Below are 19703 nucleotides of genomic sequence, written 5' to 3'. Positions count from 1 at the left end.
CATACTGCTCTTCTCGACACGGGTATTTATAAATGTTTTATCATTTTTAACATTTTAAAGTGTGTTCCATTTGGGAGAGGAAAATATTGTGGTTCAATAATTTGATAGCCACAAAACTCATACAGTTTTGCCCCGGGCAAAGTTGCCATCATTTCCATTTTTGTAAATCCATGAAATAAGGCCTGTTGCTCACAATATTTCAGGAGCATTTTTCCAAGACCTTGCCGAGCATGGTTTGGATGGACAAAAAAAGCTCTGATCTTGGCATAATCTGTTTGTGGATTTAAAAAGCCTTCCTCACGCGCGCTGCATTGATCTCCGCCAAACAGGGTTTTTCGTTTACTCCATCCGCCGCAAGCAATAACATTGCCTTTTTTTTCTATAGCATAGTAGGTTTGATCCTTAATAAGTTCCTTATCTACACCAAAAATAAAATGAATTGCCCCCTCAATTTCTTGGCTTGTATAGTCTTCTTGGCTCAATTCACGTGCCGAATATTTAATGAGTTGGTTCAGAGTTTTAATTTCATCAATTAGTACATTTCTTATCATAATTGTTTCCTTTTAAATCTTGTTCGTGAGATGAGGAATTTACCATGAAATAAAAATAAATAAATTTTTAATTTAATGATGTTTTATTTCACTTTATAATGCCTGATTTTAATTTTTGGGTAATATATGAAAAAAAATGACGATAAAAAAGCATTGGAAAATAAAACTGATGTGGCATATTTAGATAAAATTGACCGAAAAATTTTAAATTTATTGCAGAAAGACAATCAAATTACCAATCTGGCTCTTGCTGAAAAAGTTGGGATTTCCGCCCCTCCTTGTTTTCGTCGTGTAAAACGATTACGTGATGAGGGCATCATTGTGAAAGATGTTTCTTTGGTTGATCCTTTTAAGGCAGGTCGTGGGCTCATTGTTTTTGCAAATATTACTTTGGAAAAACAAAGAGAAGATTTATTGGCTCATTTTGAGCGCAAAATGGCGGATCAAGAAGAAGTAAAGCAATGCTATTTTGTTTCGGGAGAAACCGATTATTTATTAATAATACATGTAGCAGATATGAATCATTACAATGAATTTGCCCGTAGGGTATTTGCTAATGAGCCAAATATTAAAGTGTTTCGAAGCAGTTTTTGTCTTAATCGTACTAAATACAATACTAACATCCATTTTGCGGAGGATTAATAAGGTGGGGCGGGCGGTGAATCGCGGCAAGAGAAAGTAACTGTATGTAGGCCTTTGCAGCCTATGGCCTTCAGGCTAAGAGTATTTAGTGTTTCATTTTACTCAATTTGCAAGTAACTTTGTCATCCCCGCGCAGGCGGGGATCCATTTTAATATTGGCAATGTGCTCAATCATGGATGGATTCCTGCCTTCGCAGGGATGACTTCTGCTTCGCTTGACGGCTCTAGGCTTTGCAGCCCAGGCTACGATTACCCAATTTGACACTGAACCAGGCTGTTGATTATTTTAATATAGATTTACCTGCATAAGGCAATGCAGCAATTTCATTGATGCGTAATAATTGATTGTACTTTGCAACACGATCAGTACGGCATAATGAGCCGGTTTTAATTTGACCGCAACCCGTGGCAACTGCAAGATCTGCGATAAATGTATCTTCTGTTTCACCAGAACGATGTGACATCACACAACGATATCCATTTTGGTGGGCTAATTGAATTGTTTGTCGCGTTTCACTTAAAGTTCCAATTTGATTGACTTTAATCAGGATGGCATTAGCTACTTTTTGAGTAATACCTTCTCGTAGAATTTTGGGGTTAGTAACAAATATATCGTCACCTACCAATTGAATTTTTTCCCCTAATTGCGCGGTCAAATGTTTCCAGCCGCTCCAATCTTTTTCATCCAGCCCATCTTCAATGCTTACTATAGGATAATTGGCAACTAAATTAATATAATAATCAATAAGTTGCATTGAAGTAAATTGTTGATTTTCAGAAGCCATATGATACATGCCTTGTTCATACAGCTCGGAAGAGGCAACATCTAAAGCAAGTACTATTTCATCGCCTAACTTAAATCCTGCTTTTTCAATTGCCTCACAAAGTAAGTCTAGAGCTTGACGGTTTGATTTTATATTGGGCGCAAAACCTCCTTCATCCCCTACCGCAGTATTTAAGCTTTGCTTTTTTAAAACGGATTTTAACCCATGAAAAATCTCAGTGCCCATTTGCAATGCTGTGGGAAAATCAGCGGCCCCTACAGGCATAATCATAAATTCTTGAATATCCACATTATTGTCCGCGTGTGCACCTCCATTTAAAATATTCATCATGGGTACGGGCATGCACATTTTTTCGCCTTGATTTAATGCTGCATATAATGGCAACTTATGCTCATTTGCTCGAGCTCTTGCAGCTGCAAGAGAAACAGCAAGAACAGCATTGGCTCCAAGATATGATTTATTTTCTGTGCCGTCTAGTTGACATAATTTCTTATCTAAAGCGTCCTGATCTTCAACAGAAAAAAGGTGTAATGCTTGATTTATTTCATGGTTCACGTGAGCAACAGCTTGTTGTACTCCTTTACCATTATAACGTTTTGCATCATCATCGCGGAGTTCACAGGCTTCTCGACTTCCTGTTGATGCGCCAGAAGGAACACTGGCTCTTCCTTGGATTCCATTTTTTAAAATAACATCTGCTTCAACAGTAGGGTTACCACGAGAGTCCAGAATTTCACGAGCTTGAATTTTTGTAATTTGCATGTTGAGTCCCAATTACGATTGAAATTTTTTAATCTGAAGTATTGTTTTGATATGCGCTTGCTTTGTCAAGAAATAGATTGTTTTCCTATGGCGACTTGCTCAAGATATTCATATTCTTTTAGGGTTTCTTCTGATTGAGCATATCCAAAAAGATAACTTATAAGTCGTTTAAACTGTTGAAACATAGACTCATCCTTTCTTTCTGCATTCTTGATCTGAAGCGTATTTTGCATCTTGATTAAGACATCACTCGCAGGAATTTTATCACGTTGATCTAAATGATATTTTAATTCGTAAATACCTTGTGGCACAGATACTTTTTTATCACCTTTATTGAGTTGATGGCGCGATCCAAAATAACCCAAAGCCCATGGAGTAGCATTTCCTTTCACAGCGTTCTCTATTTTTTTATCGAGATAATTATTAATTTTGAGTAATAAATCATGAATTGCTGCATTCTCTTTTTCTCCAATAAAGCCCTTATCGGATTCAGCTTGAACGTGTTGTTTGAGTGCAGCAAAAATATGGGGGGTTTCAAATGTGTATTCTCGTGTTGCTACAATAGAGGCTAGAGACTTAATGATTTCCGGGTCTTGATGCGTTATAAGTAGCATTTGAGCGTTGGAAATTTTGGCGATCAGTGTGGAATTTTTAATAATAAGTAACGCTGAGGATTTATTTTTTAGTGCTTCCTGAAATAATTCAGGTGGGCTTAAAGAGAATAAAAATTTTAACGATTTGATTTGAATTAACTGTTCTTGTAACTTTTCCAGGTACCTGTTTAGTCTGGCAATTTCGTTACTAATGCGTTGCTGTAAGGTTTCTCTATCTTCTTCGTAGGAGTCCGCTTTTTTTAATTTTTCTTGATAAATAGTGATTTGTCCTCTAATTGTCACCATCATCTGTTCATGTAGCTCAATAAGCGCATCATGATCATTGTTTGACTCTAGCTGAGCAATTCTTTCTTCAGATTTTAATTTGAAAATTGCACATATCTTCATATGGTCTGCGAATTTCATTTTAAATTCAAACAAACTTAATGTAGGCGTTGCTGCAACAGGATTTTCAATTTTTCCTTCCATTTTTTTCTCAATGCCTCAGCAAAATGATAAAGAATCATAACAAAATGATCTTAATAAATACAATAATTCATTCTGTTGATGATTTTTTGTATTTTGAGATCTTGTGTAGCCTGAATGAAGTGCGAAATTTGGAGCCAAAAACATTCTATTTTCCGAGTTCGCCATACTTTTTTAGGCTATGAACTAATCAGAAACTGACCGCACCAAGTTTCATTAAGGCACTGGATAAAGGAAGTAAAGGTAAACCTAAAATGGTATCTTCATTGCCCTGAACCTCTTTAAATAACCATTTACCCAGGCTTTCATATTGATAACCCCCACAACTATGATAAGGTTTTTCACTGTCTAAGTAAGCTTCAATGGTTTTTTCGCTTAATTGGTGCAAGGTTAAGTAGGCTGTTTCATGATGTTGCCAGAGCAGTTCGTTATTTTTGGCAATGCAAAGGCAGGCAATTTGCAAATGCTCCTTACCATTTAATAAACGCAGATGCTCCATAGCTGTATGATGGTTCAAAGGCTTATTCAGCAAGGTTTGTCCAAACAGACACAGTTGATCTGCTGCAATAATAAAATGTTCAAGATGGTGCTGACTCACTTCCAGTGCTTTACTTGCGGCAAGCGCATAGCCCAATTCTAATGCGTTTTTTGACTTGAAGGATGCTTTAATTGCGTTTTCATCACAATGTGAAGGAATCACAGAAAATTCAATACCAAGAGACTGCAATAGTTTTAATCTTATTGATGAACTTGAAGCGAGAATAATGGGTTTTTGTTGTAAAAAATTAGACATAGATCGCCACCAAAGCCATCAGTGTGAAGCCTATAATCACGAAGCTGAAATCTTTGAGATTACAACAGCGCTCTACCATTACACAGCGTTCTAAACCATGTAGTGTGCCCAGATAGAGGAAAGTTCCCGCTGACGCAGCAATTAAAATTGGATCAAATAGAGAGTTAGTTTCTACTCCATGACCAAAATACCACCCTAAATAGATACCCAAAGGGGTCATCAAACTGAATAAAATAAAAAAGACCAAGCTGGTGTTCATGCTCATAGAACTTTTATTTAATTGAACTGCTACGGCAAAGCTTTCTGCCCATTTATGGGTAATAATTGCAAGAAAAATCATGATAATCATAGAGTTATATTGCGCTAACCCTAAGGCTGCACCCAACATTATGGAATGAACTGAAAGCATTCCCCATGCTAAAAGAGCAAAAGCAGGGTGTTTCGTATTATGATGGTAGAGTTCTTTGCCCAGATGTTCGAACCAAAGGAAAATCAGAAATACTGCTCCGGTAATGATAAAGGCGAAAGGGTAGTTGTATCCCATTTTTTTAAATAAAGAATTTGCATCTGGAAGCATATGCAATAAACCTGCTCCCAAAAATACTCCAGTAGCCAGGGTTTCTCCCACAGGAAAATCAATATGCCGATCATCTTTAATACGTTTTTTAAACGGATACCAGCCCGCGAGTAAGATGACTACAAAAATGGAAAATGCAAAAAAAATCTTTAAACTGGTAGCTGATACCATCGTTTATCCTGTTATTTATTCTAGAATTTTATCGCTAAGATTGTTGCTTGGATTAGTGGCGCCTAGGGGGCAGCGAGGCGGGTTTAAGAGTGTGCATTCACCCCGGGTTTCGCTTCGCTGCACTCAGGTTACAATAATCTAGGTCTACAACCGGACTTAATCAAATCCCGTAGTTTAGTTGTGATGCATGGCTTCATGCAAGCTAAATAAACGAACTTCTACAATATCAGATTGCAGTTTTAACGCCAAAATCATGCGAGCACGCAATTCTTGCCACTGAGAAAATGTTTCATCACAGACTATATCTATCCCTATTTTGCCATCCAGATAATGTAAATTCCAAAATAAAATTTGGGGGAAATCAATATGAACTTCATTTAATAATAATTCGTGTAATACCTTCCTGCTGGGTAAATGCAAAGAAGGGCAAAAGCGTTCGTCATCTTCAGGATCAACATGGACGATCACATCTTTGACACTTTCTATTTGATCTGTAAGCGCATGGTGGACATGTTGCGCTATATAATGCCCTTCAGATACCGATATTTTAGGTGAAACAAGAATATGTACATCAATTAATACATCTTCCCCCATCGAACGACTGCGTAATTGATGAATTTTTTCAACTCCATCTACGCTTTGAATTACTTCTTCAATTCGAGTTAATAATTCTGGACTGACTGCGGTATCTACCAGCTCTTTGACACTATTCCAAGCATAGTCCCAACCCATCTTAACAATCATGAGTCCGACTATAATAGCTGCTATGGCATCAAGATAACTGAAACCGGCAAGGCTGCCAATTAAGCCTATTAAAACAACCAGGGAGGAGGCTGCATCTGAACGGTGATGCCAGGCATTTGCCGTAATTAATTTGGAGTTAATACGCCTGCCAATATACAGAGTATAGTGAAACAAAGTTTCATTGCTCATGATGGAGATACAAATTATAGGAAGGGTCAACCAATTTGGTACGAGATAATTGAAATGAAGTAAGTCATATATTGAATCCCAGGCAATACCAATACCTGCGAAAATAAGTAAAAGAGAGAGCAATAAAGTTGCTGCAGTTTCGATGCGTTGATGCCCATAAGGATGGCTTGCATCGGCATCGAGACTGCCATATTTAGAAGCAAATAAAACCATCGCATCTGTTATGAGATCAGATAAGGAATGTACTCCATCTGCAACAAGAGCATGGGAATGGAAAAAATATCCACCAATGAGTTTAATAATGCCAAGTAACGCATTTGAAATAGCTCCCAAAAGGGTTACTTTTTTTGCTTGCCAATATCTGTCGTGCTGAGCCATATTCTGTTTTTAAATAAGGTAAACCCTAAGTCAAACGGAGTTCTTGGTTTTCTCACAAAATCCTAGGTTTTAGTTTCATCTATTTTTATTGGCCATATTTAAACATGGTTAAGAATTTTTTTATATTAAAACTTACATGAATGGAATTTCGCTGGAATATTTTGCTGTGCTCTTAGAAGGGGAGAAATTAAGTTGATTTATAAGGTGCTTTACATCATGTTCACAGGATTATCCACAGATTTTGTGGATAAATAATTTAGATCTGATTCGAACTAAATAGGCAATGATACTTATAAAATAAGGTTTTTTTGAAGAATGTTCGGATATTTGGGCTTTTATTAAACGATGTGGTAAGAGAAGTTATCCACAGGATGTATTTTTGAATAGGTAGTAAATACGCCTGACTATCTTAACAAAGAAAAAAATAAAAAACAGTCTTGACTTTGGTATTTTAAAAAAAATTTTTGTTGTAGAGCTATGCATTATATAGTATGCAAAATTTGTACATGCACAGACTTACGAAAAATAAAAATTGGCAAATTCCAAAATGAAATTTAAGAGCGCTTTGTAAATTTATAAGGCAGTCACAAATGAGTCTGATTTTATAAGGTGTTCTACATCATGTACACAGAATTATCCACAGATTTTGTGGATAATTGATTTTCTGAAATTACAAAATTGAATTGTAGAAAAGCCTTGTAGAATAAGAATTTTTGGGTATATGCGTGATGATTTAGTTTGGGGTGTAAATTGAATTAGATGAAGTTATCCACAATGTGTGGTTTTGTAGAATTGCAAATCTGCTTAACTATGTTAACAAAGAAAAAAATAAAAAACAGTCTTGACTTGGGTATTTTAAAAATATTTTTACCCCTGCAAAAATTGTTCAAAATTTCCCAACCACCGCTGGGTAATATCGCGAGCAGTGCGCGGTGAGCTCTGTAACAGTTCTTTTGCTGTAGCAGGCAAAAGAGGAAGCAGGCTGCGATCACGCTGGGGATCTGCGATTTTAAATTGCCGATATCCTGTTTGTCGGGTGCCAAGTACTTCGCCTGCACCCCTTAATTCCATATCTTTCTCAGCAATAATGAATCCATCATTGGTTGCACGCATTATTTTTAATCGCTCAGCACCTTGTTGCGACAGTGGGGATTGATAAAGCAAAATACAATGAGATTGGGTAGCGCCTCTTCCTACTCGGCCGCGTAATTGATGAAGTTGAGATAAACCAAGACGTTCCGCATTTTCAATAATCATAAGACTGGCATTAGGAACATCCACCCCAACTTCAATCACTGTTGTGGCAACCAGTAAATTTATTTCGCCACATTTAAATGCAGCCATAGTCGCTTCTTTTTCTACAGATTTCATCCGTCCATGCACCAGACCTACACGTGCGTTGGGAAGTTGCTCTTGTAATGCTTGTGCTGTTTCAGTAGCAGCCATACATTGTAGTTTTTCTGACTCTTCAATGAGTGTACAAACCCAATAAATTTGACGTCCACTGGCTATGGCAACTTGTAATCGATTAATGACTATCTCTCGTTTATTCTGACTTAATACCGCTGTAGCAATGGGTAGGCGTCCAGGAGGTAATTCATCGATAATTGAGATATCCAAATGGGCAAAGTGAGTCATGGATAATGTTCTTGGGATAGGCGTGGCGGTCATTAATAACTGATGGGGGATGAGCTGATCTTGCTGCCCTTTTTGTTGCAGAAGCAATCTTTGCTCTACGCCAAATCGATGTTGTTCATCGATAATGACTAATCCTAAGCGAGCAAAGCTCACTGACTCTTGAAATAAGGCGTGCGTACCGATAATCAACTGGCAGCTGTGATCTGCAAGTGCAGCAAATGCTATTCGCCGTTCGCTAAGTTTCATTTTTCCGCTGAGTCGTACTATTTTAATTCCCAACGGTTCAAGCCAACGGATAAGATTATTGGCGTGTTGCTCGCTCAATAAATCTGTAGGCGCCATAAAGGCAACTTGTTGTCCGTTAGCAATCGCTTGTAATGCTGCCAGAGCTGCAATAATGGTTTTCCCTGCACCAACATCACCTTGTACCAAGCGCAACATAGGTTTCGTTTGCATTAAATCTTGGCTGATTTCCTGGGCTACTTTATGTTGTGCATTTGTGAGGGTAAATGGAAGCGAGTCCAAAAAACGTTGATTCAAGTTGTGATCTGCAGGCAATGCGACAGCGTGTAACGCATTACGTGATTCTCTGGCGAATTGCATACTGAGGCGCTGTGCTAACAATTCATCAAAAACTAATCGTTTTAGGGCAGGATGTTGCCCCTCTTCGAGCGATTGTACCGAGATATCTGGAGGGGGATTATGCAATAATTGAATTGCCTCTCCCAGAGGAAAAAAATTATTTATCCGCAGTTGTTCTTCATTCATCCATTCCAATTGCTGCAGCTCCTCTTTACAACTTGCTAAGGCAACATTTACCAACTGTCTTAAACGTGTTTGGCTTAAGCCTTGTGTGCTTGGATAGATTGGAGTGAGTGTTTCATTAACCTGACATTCATTTCCATCATTGAGTAACTGATATTCAGGGTGAGTCATAATCAGGGTATTATTGAATGCGCGTACTTCTCCAAATGCACGAACCATTGTACTGTTATTTAGATTATTGATTTGATTTTTATTAAAATGGAAAAACTGCAGCTTGATGATGCCTGTTTTATCTTCAATATAACAATGCAACATGGCACGTTTCCCAGTTTTAATTTCTGTTTTACATACCCGTCCAGCAATCACACACCAATCATTGGGACGTAAATCTTGAATGGGTGTTATTCGGGTTCTGTCTTGATAACGGTAAGGCAAATGGAACAGTAAATCACGCACGGAGTGAATTCCACATTTGGCAAGTTTTGCTGCGAGCGTTGGTCCGATACCTGTTAGTGATTCACAAGAGTTAGATAACACAGTATTCATGATTTTGAATGATGGTATTTAAAGTGTAACTCATAGTTAGGAGGGTAACAATTTGCTGTTTTAGCAAGACAGCAAATTCTGCTGTATGAGGAGATAAAACCTTTTCATATGGCACAAAAAAGCGCATAATAGCATCATTTTTGATGGAAACCGAGTCGCATGAAACAAACTGTAGAGCAGCTTTTAAAACACGCTTTAATATCATTACAAAAGTCAGGTGATGTACCCCCTGATTTGGATCTTGAGATTAAGGTAGATCGTACAAAAGATGCTGCTCATGGTGATTATGCCAGTAATTTGGCCTTAATTTTAGCAAAACCATGCCGTCAAGCACCGCGCAAAATAGCAGAACTTTTAGTTCATGCCCTCCCTGTTGATCCTGCAGTGGAAAAAGTTGAAATTGCTGGGGCGGGGTTTATTAATTTCTTCATACGCAGCAGTTCTCGCTCACAAATTATAGGTGAAATACTGGATAAGGAAGAGGGATTTGGGTGCAGCACGATTGGCCAAAATCAAAAAGTATTGATTGAATTTGTTTCTGCTAACCCAACAGGGCCTTTGCATGTAGGCCATGGTAGAGGAGCTGCTTTTGGTGCTACTTTGGGAAATGTCTTAAAGGCTGCAGGTTATGATGTGACATTAGAATATTATGTCAACGACGCAGGAAGACAAATGAACATTCTTGCGGCTAGTGTGTGGTTACGTTATCTGGAGCTTGCTGGTGAACCTGTTGTTATTCCTGCCAATGCGTATAAAGGTGATTATGTTTCCGAAATAGCGCAGGAATTTTGGGCCGAGCATGGTAAGGAATATGTGTATCCATGGGCTACTGTAACGGAAGGTTTGCCTCTTGATGAGCCTCATGGCGGTGATAAAGAGATTTATATTGATGCTTTGGTTTCTCGCGCAAAACAACTTTTGGGTACGAATGTTTTTGCTTTGTTCCATCAACATGCGTTACACACTGTTCTTGATGATATTAAAGATGATCTTGGTGAGTTCGGTGTGACCTACGAGAACTGGTTTTCTGAACAATCTTTATTTGAAGATGGCTCGATTCAAAAAGGTATTCAGGCGCTTAAAGATAGTGGCCATACTTTTGAAAAAGAAGGGGCGCTTTGGTTTAAAGCAACTGATTTTGGCGATGAAAAAGATCGAGTACTGGTGCGTGCTAATGGTCAAACTACTTATTTTGCTTCAGATGTTGCTTATCATTGGAATAAATATGATCGAGGATATGATCGGGTAATTGATATTTTTGGTGCGGATCATCATGGTTATATCACTCGGTTGCGTGCCGTAGTTAAAGCTTTGGGGCATGATGAAAGCGCGCTTGATGTATTATTAGTCCAATTTGCTATTTTATATCGTGGTTCTGAGCGGGTTCAAATGTCGACCCGTAGTGGTTCTTTTGTTACTTTAAGAGAGTTGCGCCATGAAGTAGGAAATGATGCAGCGCGTTACTTTTATGTGGCACGGAAGGCAGAACAACATATGGATTTTGATTTGGATTTGGCAAAATCAGAGTCAAGTGATAATCCGGTCTATTATATTCAGTATGCTCATGCCAGAATATGCTCTGTATTAAGACAATTAAAAGAGCGAGGTTTGCTTTGGGATAAAGCAATTGGGCTTAAGAATATTGATTTGTTAGATCAACCACATGAAACTCATTTAATTTCTTTAATTAGTAGATACCCGGAAATTGTGGAATTAGCGGCTGCTCATTGTGAGCCTCATCAAGTGGCATATTATTTACGTGAAGTAGCCAATGGCTTACATAGTTATTATAATGCTGTTCAGCTCTTGTGTGAGCAAGAGCAATTACGATGCGCACGCCTTTGCTTGTTAGCGGCAGTGCGTCAGGTATTAAAGAATGGTTTGGACTTATTGGGTGTATCAGCTCCTGAGAGTATGTAATGACAAAAGAATATGGAAATAGGCGTTCTTCGCGGTCGCGAAGTAGTGCACCTCATCAGCTTCTAGTAAGTACGTTTACTTTTTTATTAGGTTATTTGACTGCTTCTTTTTTCGATATTGAGACCGTCAGCCACTGGGTAAATTCCCAGGTTTTGGCTCATCAAGAAATAAAAAAAGAACCGGCTAAACCAGAGTCACAACGCGCAGTAATACCGCCTAAACCGAAATTTGAGTTTTATACTCTTCTGACTAATGAAAAAGTTCCTAGTTCGCAAGCCAATGCGAACTCTGCACCATCAGCTCAACCTGCTGCAAATGCAGCTGCTTCAGCTTCTACCCCAACGCTAAAGACAACATCTGTCAATGTCACTAGTGCAGCAACTACAGCAGCAACCTCAGCACGAACAAATACTTCTAATGCCCAACAGCATCCTGCTGTGATTAATAGAACATTTGCAGCAAAAACTGCTTCTTCAACAGATAGAGGAAAGTTTTTGGTGCAAGTAGCTTCTTTTAAAGCACGCAAAGATGCTGAACAGATGAAAGGTACATTGATACTTAAAGGTTTTAGTGTATATATCATTCCTGTAAGTCATGCTACAAAAGGTAATTGGTTTAGGGTAGTCGTAGGACCTTATCCTAATCGAGCGCTTGCCCAACAGGCTCAAATGGTTTTGGCCAGAAACGAACATCTGAATGGTATGGTTACCAGTGCTGGATAAACTTGGAGCCTATTTACATTTGACTCAAGCTAGCGAAATGTAAATAGGCTCCCCGTTTGGATGCAATGAAGTGCAACCAGGATGTGTTTAGCGTCGAGCAACTACCTGAATGTTTTCTGCATTTTTGATTGCATGAGGTTTACTAATTCCCACAGTAACTTGAGGAATTTTAAATTGTTTTTTGATTAAATCTGCAACTTCATTGGCTACTGTTTCAATAAGTTGAAATGATTTTGATTCAACATAAAGAGTCACACTGTTACAAAGTGCTTCGTAATCTATGGTTTTAGTCAAATTCTCCTGACATATACTGAAATCAGTATCAATACTAATATCAATTAATAATTGTTGATTAATGCGTTGTTCCCATTCGTAAACGCCAATTTTAGTACTTACATTAAGGGCTTTTATAATTAAAGTATCCAATGTTATTTCTACCTGCCAAAAAATGAGTTTCTGATTTTAGCGAAATAGTTATTCTTATGTATAGGGTTATAGAATACTGTCTCCCTGTTAATTGATGCAGATCATGTATCTCAATTCGCTTCGGAGTCAATTTTTGCATTATTTTAGAGTGGATATTCCTGTAAGTATGTTAGCATTAGGGCATTTTGATGATGTTGGGATAACATGATGTATGATCTGGATCAATCTCTGTTCCTTCGTGCTTTAAGACGACAACCTGTGGAGCGAACTCCAGTATGGATGATGCGCCAAGCAGGACGATATTTGCCTGAATATCGAAAGACTAGAGAGCAGGCGGGTGATTTTTTAAGCCTTTGCAAGAATCCTGAACTTGCTTGCGAGGTTACTTTACAGCCTTTGCGCCGTTACGCTTTGGATGCAGCGATTTTATTTTCCGATATTCTGACAATTCCTGATGCGATGGGATTAGGTTTATATTTTTCTGAAGGGGAGGGGCCTTGTTTTCATCGCCCCATACGTGATACGCAGGCGATTTCTAACTTACAACTCCCTGAAACGGAGTCTTTAGCCTATGTAATGAATGCAGTGCGGCTCATTCGCCAAGAAATGCCAAAAGAGCTTCCTCTAATTGGTTTTGCAGGCAGTCCATGGACTTTGGCGTGTTATATGGTTGAAGGTAAAAGTACTAGAGACTTTAAGCGTATTTTGCATTTGATCTATACCGAAAGTGAAGCGGCACATATGTTGTTGCATCAATTGGCACTATCAGTAACAAATTACCTGATTGAGCAAATTAAGGCAGGTGTTAATTCAGTGATGCTTTTTGACACCTGGGGTGGGATTTTAACACCGGAAAATTATCAAAAATTTTCCCTAGAGTATATGCAGAAGATTGTACAGCAAATTAAAGCTTATTATCCCAACATACCTGTTATTTTGTTTACTAAAGGTGGTGGTCAATGGTTAGAAAAAATGCTGATCACGGGTTGTGATGCTTTGGGAATTGATTGGACATGTGATTTGGGCGAAGCGCGGCAAAGAGTGGGTAAGCAAGTTGCATTACAGGGAAATCTTGACCCTTCCGTGTTGTTGACCTCGAAGCAATGTATTCGAGAACAAGTAAAAAAAGTATTGGCATCCTTTGGCTCAGGTTCAGGACATGTTTTCAACCTCGGCCACGGCATCACTCCTGACGTCCCCCCAGAACATGTTGCTGCCATGATTGATGCTGTTCATGAATTTAGTCCTTATTATCATCAAAAATGATCCCAATTGGAGCCTGGATTTGTATACTTGAGGTATCGTCGGTTTTTTTAATAGAAACCTCCACAAATTTTTTCGCCTACGTACTGCGTTTTATGCGCGGTACATAGAGAAAAATGTTGTGTACAGGCTATTACATTTTTAGTGTTTATTTTTCTTTCTTGATGTTCGTCAAGAGGTTGTAGGTAGTATTGTTCAAGAATCTGTTAGGTTATTTCGAAGAAATTTTGGAGATTCAAATTAAGCATAAGAAACGAATTTAGAATACTAAAAAATCATCATTATATCTAAATTATCTTAAGTAATTCTTAAAAAATAGTACAATAAAATAACAAATAGAAAAATAATTATCTAAAAATCATAGCTGCTCACGATGAGTCTGGTCAAGAAATGTGTAAGCACTATTCCCAGAGTTGTTTAAAATAGCCGTAAAGAGTAAGATGAAACGATTCAGGATTTGAAGAATAGCTTCTATGAAGGGAAATAAATCTCATAGTTGGATAATATGAATTCTCTCTATAAACAACTCATTCGATCTTCAATTTTAGGGACGCTTGTAATGCTGGCGCTCCTTTTTCTCTCTGCGGGTACCCTAGATTACTGGCAAGGTTGGATATATATGGTGGTGTTTATTATTGCCTCTACGGCATACAGTGTGTACCTGGCAAAATATGATCCAGCTCTTCTTAAGCGTCGTACCGAAGTAGGCATATCTTATGAAAAGGAACTTGCGCAGAAAATCATTATCTTTTGTCTTTATGTGAGCTGTATTGTGCTTATTGTCTTGGCACCGCTTGATGTACGCTTAGGCTGGTCGTCAGTACCATGGTACGTTTCGATCATTGGTGACGCGCTCGTTGTTTTCTCATTCTATATTTTCTATCTTGTCGCAAAAGTAAATACCTATGCTGCTGCCAACATTAGTGTTGAGAAAGAACAAAAAGTGATTACGACTGGCTTATATGGATTCGTCCGTCACCCGATGTACTTTGGCGCTATGATTCTTTTCATCGGCACACCACTTGCGCTGGGATCGTGGTGGGCACTGCTTTTGACCCCCATCTTCTTATCAATTCTAGTTGCTCGCATCCTGAATGAGGAGAAAATACTCGCACGGGATTTGTCTGGATATACGGAGTATCAAAAAAAAGTTACTGCTCGGCTTATACCTTTTATTTGGTAACTACTATAAAACAAGTCATTCTCTTATTAAGTTTTTTTATTACTACCTGATGAGACTGGATATGCAGTAAAACCCAAATTTTGATCCGAATTTTTTTGGCTCCCACCTCTATGTTAAATGGAATAGTTTATGCCATAATGATTTTCAAGCAATGACTTTTAATATTGGGGTTGGCTTTGCGAAGTAACGTTGGTGATAAATAAATTGTCCCGTTGTAGATAAAAAGATGGATTTTTCTCTACGTATAATCAAATGAAACGGATGTCCTCCATTATGAAAAACTCTCAAAAAAGTGCTGATGACATTCTTATTGATTTGGCACTACAAGGTGGTGGCGCTCATGGCGCTTTTACATGGGGCGTATTAGATCGTTTATTAGAAGAAAAGAAGCTGCGAATTGATGGTATTTCTGGCACATCTGCCGGCGCTATGAATGCCGTAGTTCTTGTTGATGGTTATACTAAAGGTGGTTCTCAGGGAGCACAAAATTCACTTGAATTGTTCTGGAAGAAGGTCTCTGATGCAGCACGTTTTAGCCTTTTACAACGCGGCCCCCTTGATATTCTTCTGGGCCAATGGTCGCTTGATTATTCTCCTTTTTTCATCACTATGGACATCTTGTCTCGCGTGTTTTCTCCATATGATCTTAACCCATTAGGGATAAATCCGCTCCGCGATATTTTAGCAAAAACCATAGATTTCAAACGATTATCACGAAGTTCAATCAAATTATTCATTACGGCGACAAACGTTAGCACCGGCAGAGGAAGAGTATTTCGCAATAACGAAATCACACCTGAGGTACTTCTTGCATCGGCATGTTTACCTACTCTGTTCAAGGCAGTCGAAATCAATGGAGAACACTACTGGGATGGCGGGTACTCAGGAAATCCCACAATTACACCGCTTGTACGTGAATGTAAATCGCAAGATACGATTTTAGTACAAATTAATCCTGTAGTGCGGCCAGATTTTCCTCAATCAGCAAAAGATATCCTCAATCGACTGAATGAAGTTTCGTTCAACGCAGTGTTACTTAAAGAACTTCGTATGATTGCTTTATTACGACGATTGGCTTATCCAGATGACTCTGAAGGGGCAAAATGGGCAGGCATGCGCATACATCGAGTAAGTAGTGACCTCATGCTTGAACTCGGTTCTTCATCCAAGCTCAATGCTGAATGGGACTTTCTGCTCATGCTTCGAGATAAAGGGCGTCAGGCGGCTGAAACGTTTCTCACGGAGCACGCGCATAACCTCGGCCGACGTTCATCACTTGACCTCGATGCCTTACTTGAGGGAGTTTAGTTCGTGGGAATCCTCGGGATTTTGCTTGGACTATTATTCCTTATCGTTTTAGCATTTCGTAGCTGGAGTATATTGCTTCTTGCACCCGCTGCAGCATTAGTCGCCACGTTTTTTGCTGGTGAGCCCTTGCTTGCCAGCTGGACACAAATATTCATGAGTGGCGCCGCTCATTTCCTTGCTCAATACTTTCCATTATTTTTGTTGGGCTCACTGTTCGGGAAATTGATGGATGACAGTGGTTCTGTTTCGGCGATTGCAGATTTTATGACGCAGAGGTTTGGGACAAAACATGCTATATTGGCAGTTGTATTAGCCGGAGCATTAGTGACTTATGGTGGGGTAAGTTTGTTTGTTGCATTTTTCGTGCTTGCACCAATGAGCCAAACTTTATTCCAAACTGCAGCTATTCCACGCAGGCTCATGCCAGCTGCAATTGTGCTAGGCACTTCTACATTCACGATGTCATCTTTACCAGGAACCCCCTCAATACAAAATGCTATTCCCATGCCTTTTTTAGGCACAACGCCATTCGCAGCTCCTGGCCTTGGAATCATTGCCTCAGCTGTGATGTTCGTATTTGGGATGTGGTGGCTCAAAAGAACTGCGGATGCTGCTAAATACGAAAGTGAACAATTTGGTGAAGGGGCGCCTGCTGAAGTGAATACTATTGTGAATGATCAACTTATTCGTGAGCGAGCCACCACAGCTCATGAATTTGATATTGCAGAGATCACCCATGGATGTCATAGCAAGGCTTTGCCCACAATTATTTCTGCCATTTTACCGATTATCGTAGTGATTGCTGTCAATTTCTTAATGGTACTTGTAATCCTTCCTCGTCTTGATTTTTCATTTCTAGCAAGGGAAAAGTGGGGGGCAACCTCTCTTTCTGCAGTGGCTGGTGTATGGTCTGTTGTTACAGCGCTCGTCGCAGCAATTTTTGTTGTGCTCATCATCAATTACAAACGACTTCCCAAATTGCGAGAAACAATCGATGCTGGTGCAAATGCATCTGTCTTACCTGCTTTAAGTGTTGCAAGTTTAGTTGGTTTTGGTGCAGTGATTGCATCACTTCCTGCATTTGCTGTTGTGCGTGATTGGGTTTTGGGAATAAGCGGTGGACCATTGGTTTCACTTGCAACCGCAACCAATATTCTCGCTGCTGTCACAGGCTCGGCATCTGGTGGACTTTCTATCGCTCTTGACTCTCTCGGCAGCACTTATTTGGCCTTGGCACAGAAATATGGAATTGATCCTGCCTTATTGCATCGTATCGCTGTTATTTCATCTGGTACACTGGATAGCCTTCCTCATAATGGAGCTGTTGTGACACTTCTGGCAGTATGTCAATCAACACATCGTGAAAGTTATCTTGATATTATGGTAGTGGGAATCGTTGGAGCAATTATTGCGCTCGGTGTCGTTATCGTTCTTGGGTCGATATTTGGTTCATTTTGAAGCAAGCATCGTCTTCTCGTTATGAGGATATTTGCTCTGATATTCCACTTCAGGAAAAAGAGAGCTTCTTTCTTGAGCTCTCTTTTACTGAGTTTTATAAAGAAAAGTTTGGAGGAAACAGGATCCGCAGCCCCTAACATTTATGGCAAATAAAGCGTTTTATTCGTTCCTAAACTGCCTGCTCAATTGAATGGCCATTTCGATTGATTGTTCATAATTGAGTCGGGGATCAACCAGACTATGATAGGCTTTTTTCAGATCGTCAGCCGCTAACCCACGAGCACCGCCAATGCATTCAGTAACATTATCACCAGTAAGTTCAAAATGAACACCACCTAGATAACTACCCATATTGCGGTGGATTTCCAAAGCTTGTTTTAACTCTAAAAGGATATTATCAAAATGACGTGTTTTAATGCCATCCGCTGTAGTTTCTGTATTACCATGCATGGGATCACAAGACCAGGTAACTGGGACTTTTGTTTTTCTCACTGTTTCAATAAGAGGGGGAAGTAGTTTATCTATATGTTGCGCTCCGAGGCGAGTAAACAATAAAAGTCGTCCTTCTTCGCGCTGAGGATTCGCTCTGTTCAATACTTCTTCCAACCATTCGGGAGTGGCTCCAGGTCCGATTTTGATGCCAATAGGATTTTCTACGCCACGTAAAAATTCCAAATGCGCGCTGTCAATTTGTGCAGTGCGCATACCAATCCAGGGAAGGTGAGTAGAAAGGTTATACCATAAACCATCTTCCATCTGCCGCGTCAATGCTTGCTCATAATGCAAATGCAGGGCTTCATGGGAAGTATAAAAATCGACCTTAGATAAATTACTGGATTGTATGCCACCAATAGTATCTAAAAAGTCCAACGCATCGGCAATTGATTTAACTAGAGTTTGGTATTCTTCTTTTTGCTTTGAATGTTCAACAAAACCTAAATCCCATTGTTGGGGATGATTGAGGCTAGCAAAACCACTATCGAGCAAACTACGAATAAAATTTAAGGTAATTGCTGAGCAGTTGTAGGCTTGTAACAATAATTTAGGATTGGGTTCTCGTGCTTCTTGGGTAAATTCTGGAGAGTTGACCAGATCACCCCGATAACTGGGTAAAGTAACACCATCAATTGTTTCATAATCCGAAGAACGGGGTTTTGCATATTGCCCGGCGATGCGCCCCACACGAATAATGGGTTTTCGTAACCCATGCAATAAAATCAAACTCATCTGTAAAATGATTTTTAATTTATTACTGATAATTTCTGAGCGACAATCATTAAATGACTCAGCACAGTCACCACCTTGAAGAATAAAAGCTTCTCCACGTCCAGCACGTGCAATTTCTTTTTTTAAATTTTTTACTTCACTACTGGTAACTAGTGGAGGTAAAAGGCTCAGTTGCTCTACAATTTTATTTAACTGTTCGTTATCAGCATAAGTTGCAGCTTGTAAATACGAGTATTGGAGCCAAGACGTAGGCGACCATTTTTGCATAAAAAACCCATGTAACTTTTTTGAGTCTAAGTATGGAATAAATGAACACATACTGCAAGCGAACTGGACCATAAATGATAAAGCTTTTATCCATCTGTATGCGTCTATATAGAAACTTTAGTGGACTTTGAAGGGCAAATGGAAGGAGGGTTTATGCTCATAAAGAGAATATTATTATGAGCTAAGCACCTGACAGCGTCTGCTGCTGTAGGTGCTTGAGGTCAGCTATAAGTGTTTCCCTTCTCACGGTGGAAAATAGTTTTCTTATGAGTTTTGCATTGAAAAAGACTGAGTTCTTTGATTTAGATG

16 protein-coding genes are annotated in these 19703 nt (G+C 39.1%); 7 read left to right on the top strand and 9 right to left on the bottom strand.

The genetic code is table 11. The features are described from left to right. Nucleotides 1-26: 26 nt before the first annotated feature. On the bottom strand, nt 27-551 hold the full coding sequence (locus tag A8O27_RS05065) for a GNAT family N-acetyltransferase (protein ID WP_058460121.1): 525 nt from the start codon (nt 549-551) through the stop codon (nt 27-29). Between the two features lie 126 nt (nt 552-677). Between A8O27_RS05065 and A8O27_RS05060 the strand changes: the two genes are divergently transcribed. Continuing rightward, nucleotides 678-1193, top strand: coding sequence for an Lrp/AsnC family transcriptional regulator (locus tag A8O27_RS05060; protein ID WP_058460122.1), 516 nt, complete (start codon nt 678-680; stop codon nt 1191-1193). A 281-nt stretch (nt 1194-1474) separates the two neighbouring features. On the opposite strand, the gene eno is transcribed toward A8O27_RS05060, so the two are convergent. From eno to recG, 6 genes are all read right to left on the bottom strand, one after another. After that, nucleotides 1475-2740 carry a phosphopyruvate hydratase gene (gene eno, locus A8O27_RS05055; RefSeq protein ID WP_058460123.1) on the bottom strand — a complete coding sequence of 422 codons (1266 nt, stop codon included), beginning with the start codon at nt 2738-2740 and terminating at the stop codon, nt 1475-1477. 65 nt (nt 2741-2805) lie between these two features. Beyond that, nucleotides 2806-3822, bottom strand: coding sequence for a hypothetical protein (locus A8O27_RS05050; protein ID WP_058460124.1), 1017 nt, complete (start codon nt 3820-3822; stop codon nt 2806-2808). A gap of 187 nt (nt 3823-4009) precedes the next feature. Beyond that, nucleotides 4010-4612 (bottom strand): Maf family protein, encoded by a 603-nt coding sequence (locus tag A8O27_RS05045; protein WP_058460125.1) that lies wholly within the window; start codon nt 4610-4612, stop codon nt 4010-4012. After that, the gene (locus tag A8O27_RS05040) at nt 4605-5360 is read right to left on the bottom strand and encodes a ZIP family metal transporter (RefSeq protein WP_058460126.1); all 756 of its coding nucleotides are present in this window, start codon (nt 5358-5360) and stop codon (nt 4605-4607) included. The genes A8O27_RS05045 and A8O27_RS05040 overlap by 8 nt, the downstream gene beginning before the upstream one ends. Nucleotides 5361-5534: 174 nt before the next feature. Then, nucleotides 5535-6671: a cation diffusion facilitator family transporter gene (locus A8O27_RS05035; RefSeq protein WP_058460127.1), complete on the bottom strand. Its 1137-nt coding sequence runs from the start codon at nt 6669-6671 to the stop codon at nt 5535-5537. An 867-nt stretch (nt 6672-7538) separates the two neighbouring features. Further along, nucleotides 7539-9611 (bottom strand): ATP-dependent DNA helicase RecG, encoded by a 2073-nt coding sequence (gene recG / locus A8O27_RS05030; RefSeq protein WP_058460553.1) that lies wholly within the window; start codon nt 9609-9611, stop codon nt 7539-7541. A 168-nt stretch (nt 9612-9779) separates the two neighbouring features. Here recG and argS point away from each other — a divergent pair, with 168 nt between their 5' ends. Both argS and A8O27_RS05015 read left to right on the top strand, forming a co-directional pair. Further along, complete coding sequence (gene argS, locus A8O27_RS05020) at nt 9780-11540, top strand: arginine--tRNA ligase (RefSeq protein ID WP_058460128.1); 1761 nt, start codon at nt 9780-9782, stop codon at nt 11538-11540. Further along, nucleotides 11540-12262: an SPOR domain-containing protein gene (locus A8O27_RS05015; RefSeq protein ID WP_058460129.1), complete on the top strand. Its 723-nt coding sequence runs from the start codon at nt 11540-11542 to the stop codon at nt 12260-12262. The genes argS and A8O27_RS05015 overlap by 1 nt, the downstream gene beginning before the upstream one ends. Nucleotides 12263-12349: 87 nt before the next feature. Here the strand turns inward: A8O27_RS05015 and folB are convergent, their stop codons facing one another. Beyond that, nucleotides 12350-12688, bottom strand: a complete 339-nt coding sequence (gene folB / locus A8O27_RS05010; protein ID WP_058460130.1) for a dihydroneopterin aldolase — start codon at nt 12686-12688, stop codon at nt 12350-12352. Nucleotides 12689-12895: 207 nt separating this feature from the next. On the opposite strand from folB, the gene hemE reads away from it, so the two are divergent. From hemE to A8O27_RS04990, 4 genes are all read left to right on the top strand, one after another. Beyond that, nucleotides 12896-13954 (top strand): uroporphyrinogen decarboxylase, encoded by a 1059-nt coding sequence (gene hemE / locus A8O27_RS05005; RefSeq protein ID WP_058460131.1) that lies wholly within the window; start codon nt 12896-12898, stop codon nt 13952-13954. 502 nt (nt 13955-14456) lie between these two features. Continuing rightward, nucleotides 14457-15134 (top strand): methyltransferase family protein, encoded by a 678-nt coding sequence (locus A8O27_RS05000; protein WP_058460132.1) that lies wholly within the window; start codon nt 14457-14459, stop codon nt 15132-15134. A gap of 273 nt (nt 15135-15407) precedes the next feature. Then, a complete protein-coding gene (locus tag A8O27_RS04995) occupies nt 15408-16442 on the top strand; it encodes a patatin-like phospholipase family protein (protein WP_082642481.1) in 1035 nt (344 codons plus the stop codon). Nucleotides 16443-16445: 3 nt separating this feature from the next. Next, nucleotides 16446-17900: a GntP family permease gene (locus tag A8O27_RS04990; RefSeq protein ID WP_058460134.1), complete on the top strand. Its 1455-nt coding sequence runs from the start codon at nt 16446-16448 to the stop codon at nt 17898-17900. A gap of 159 nt (nt 17901-18059) precedes the next feature. On the opposite strand, the gene A8O27_RS04985 is transcribed toward A8O27_RS04990, so the two are convergent. Continuing rightward, the gene (locus A8O27_RS04985) at nt 18060-19394 is read right to left on the bottom strand and encodes a 3-deoxy-7-phosphoheptulonate synthase class II (protein WP_058460135.1); all 1335 of its coding nucleotides are present in this window, start codon (nt 19392-19394) and stop codon (nt 18060-18062) included. Nucleotides 19395-19703: the final 309 nt, after the last annotated feature.

The sequence above is a fragment of the Legionella bozemanae genome (assembly GCF_001648595.1).
In the GTDB taxonomy this organism is placed as follows: domain Bacteria; phylum Pseudomonadota; class Gammaproteobacteria; order Legionellales; family Legionellaceae; genus Legionella; species Legionella bozemanae.
The sequence above is the reverse complement of the archived record's forward strand: the minus strand, read 5'-3'. Positions and strand labels throughout refer to the sequence as shown.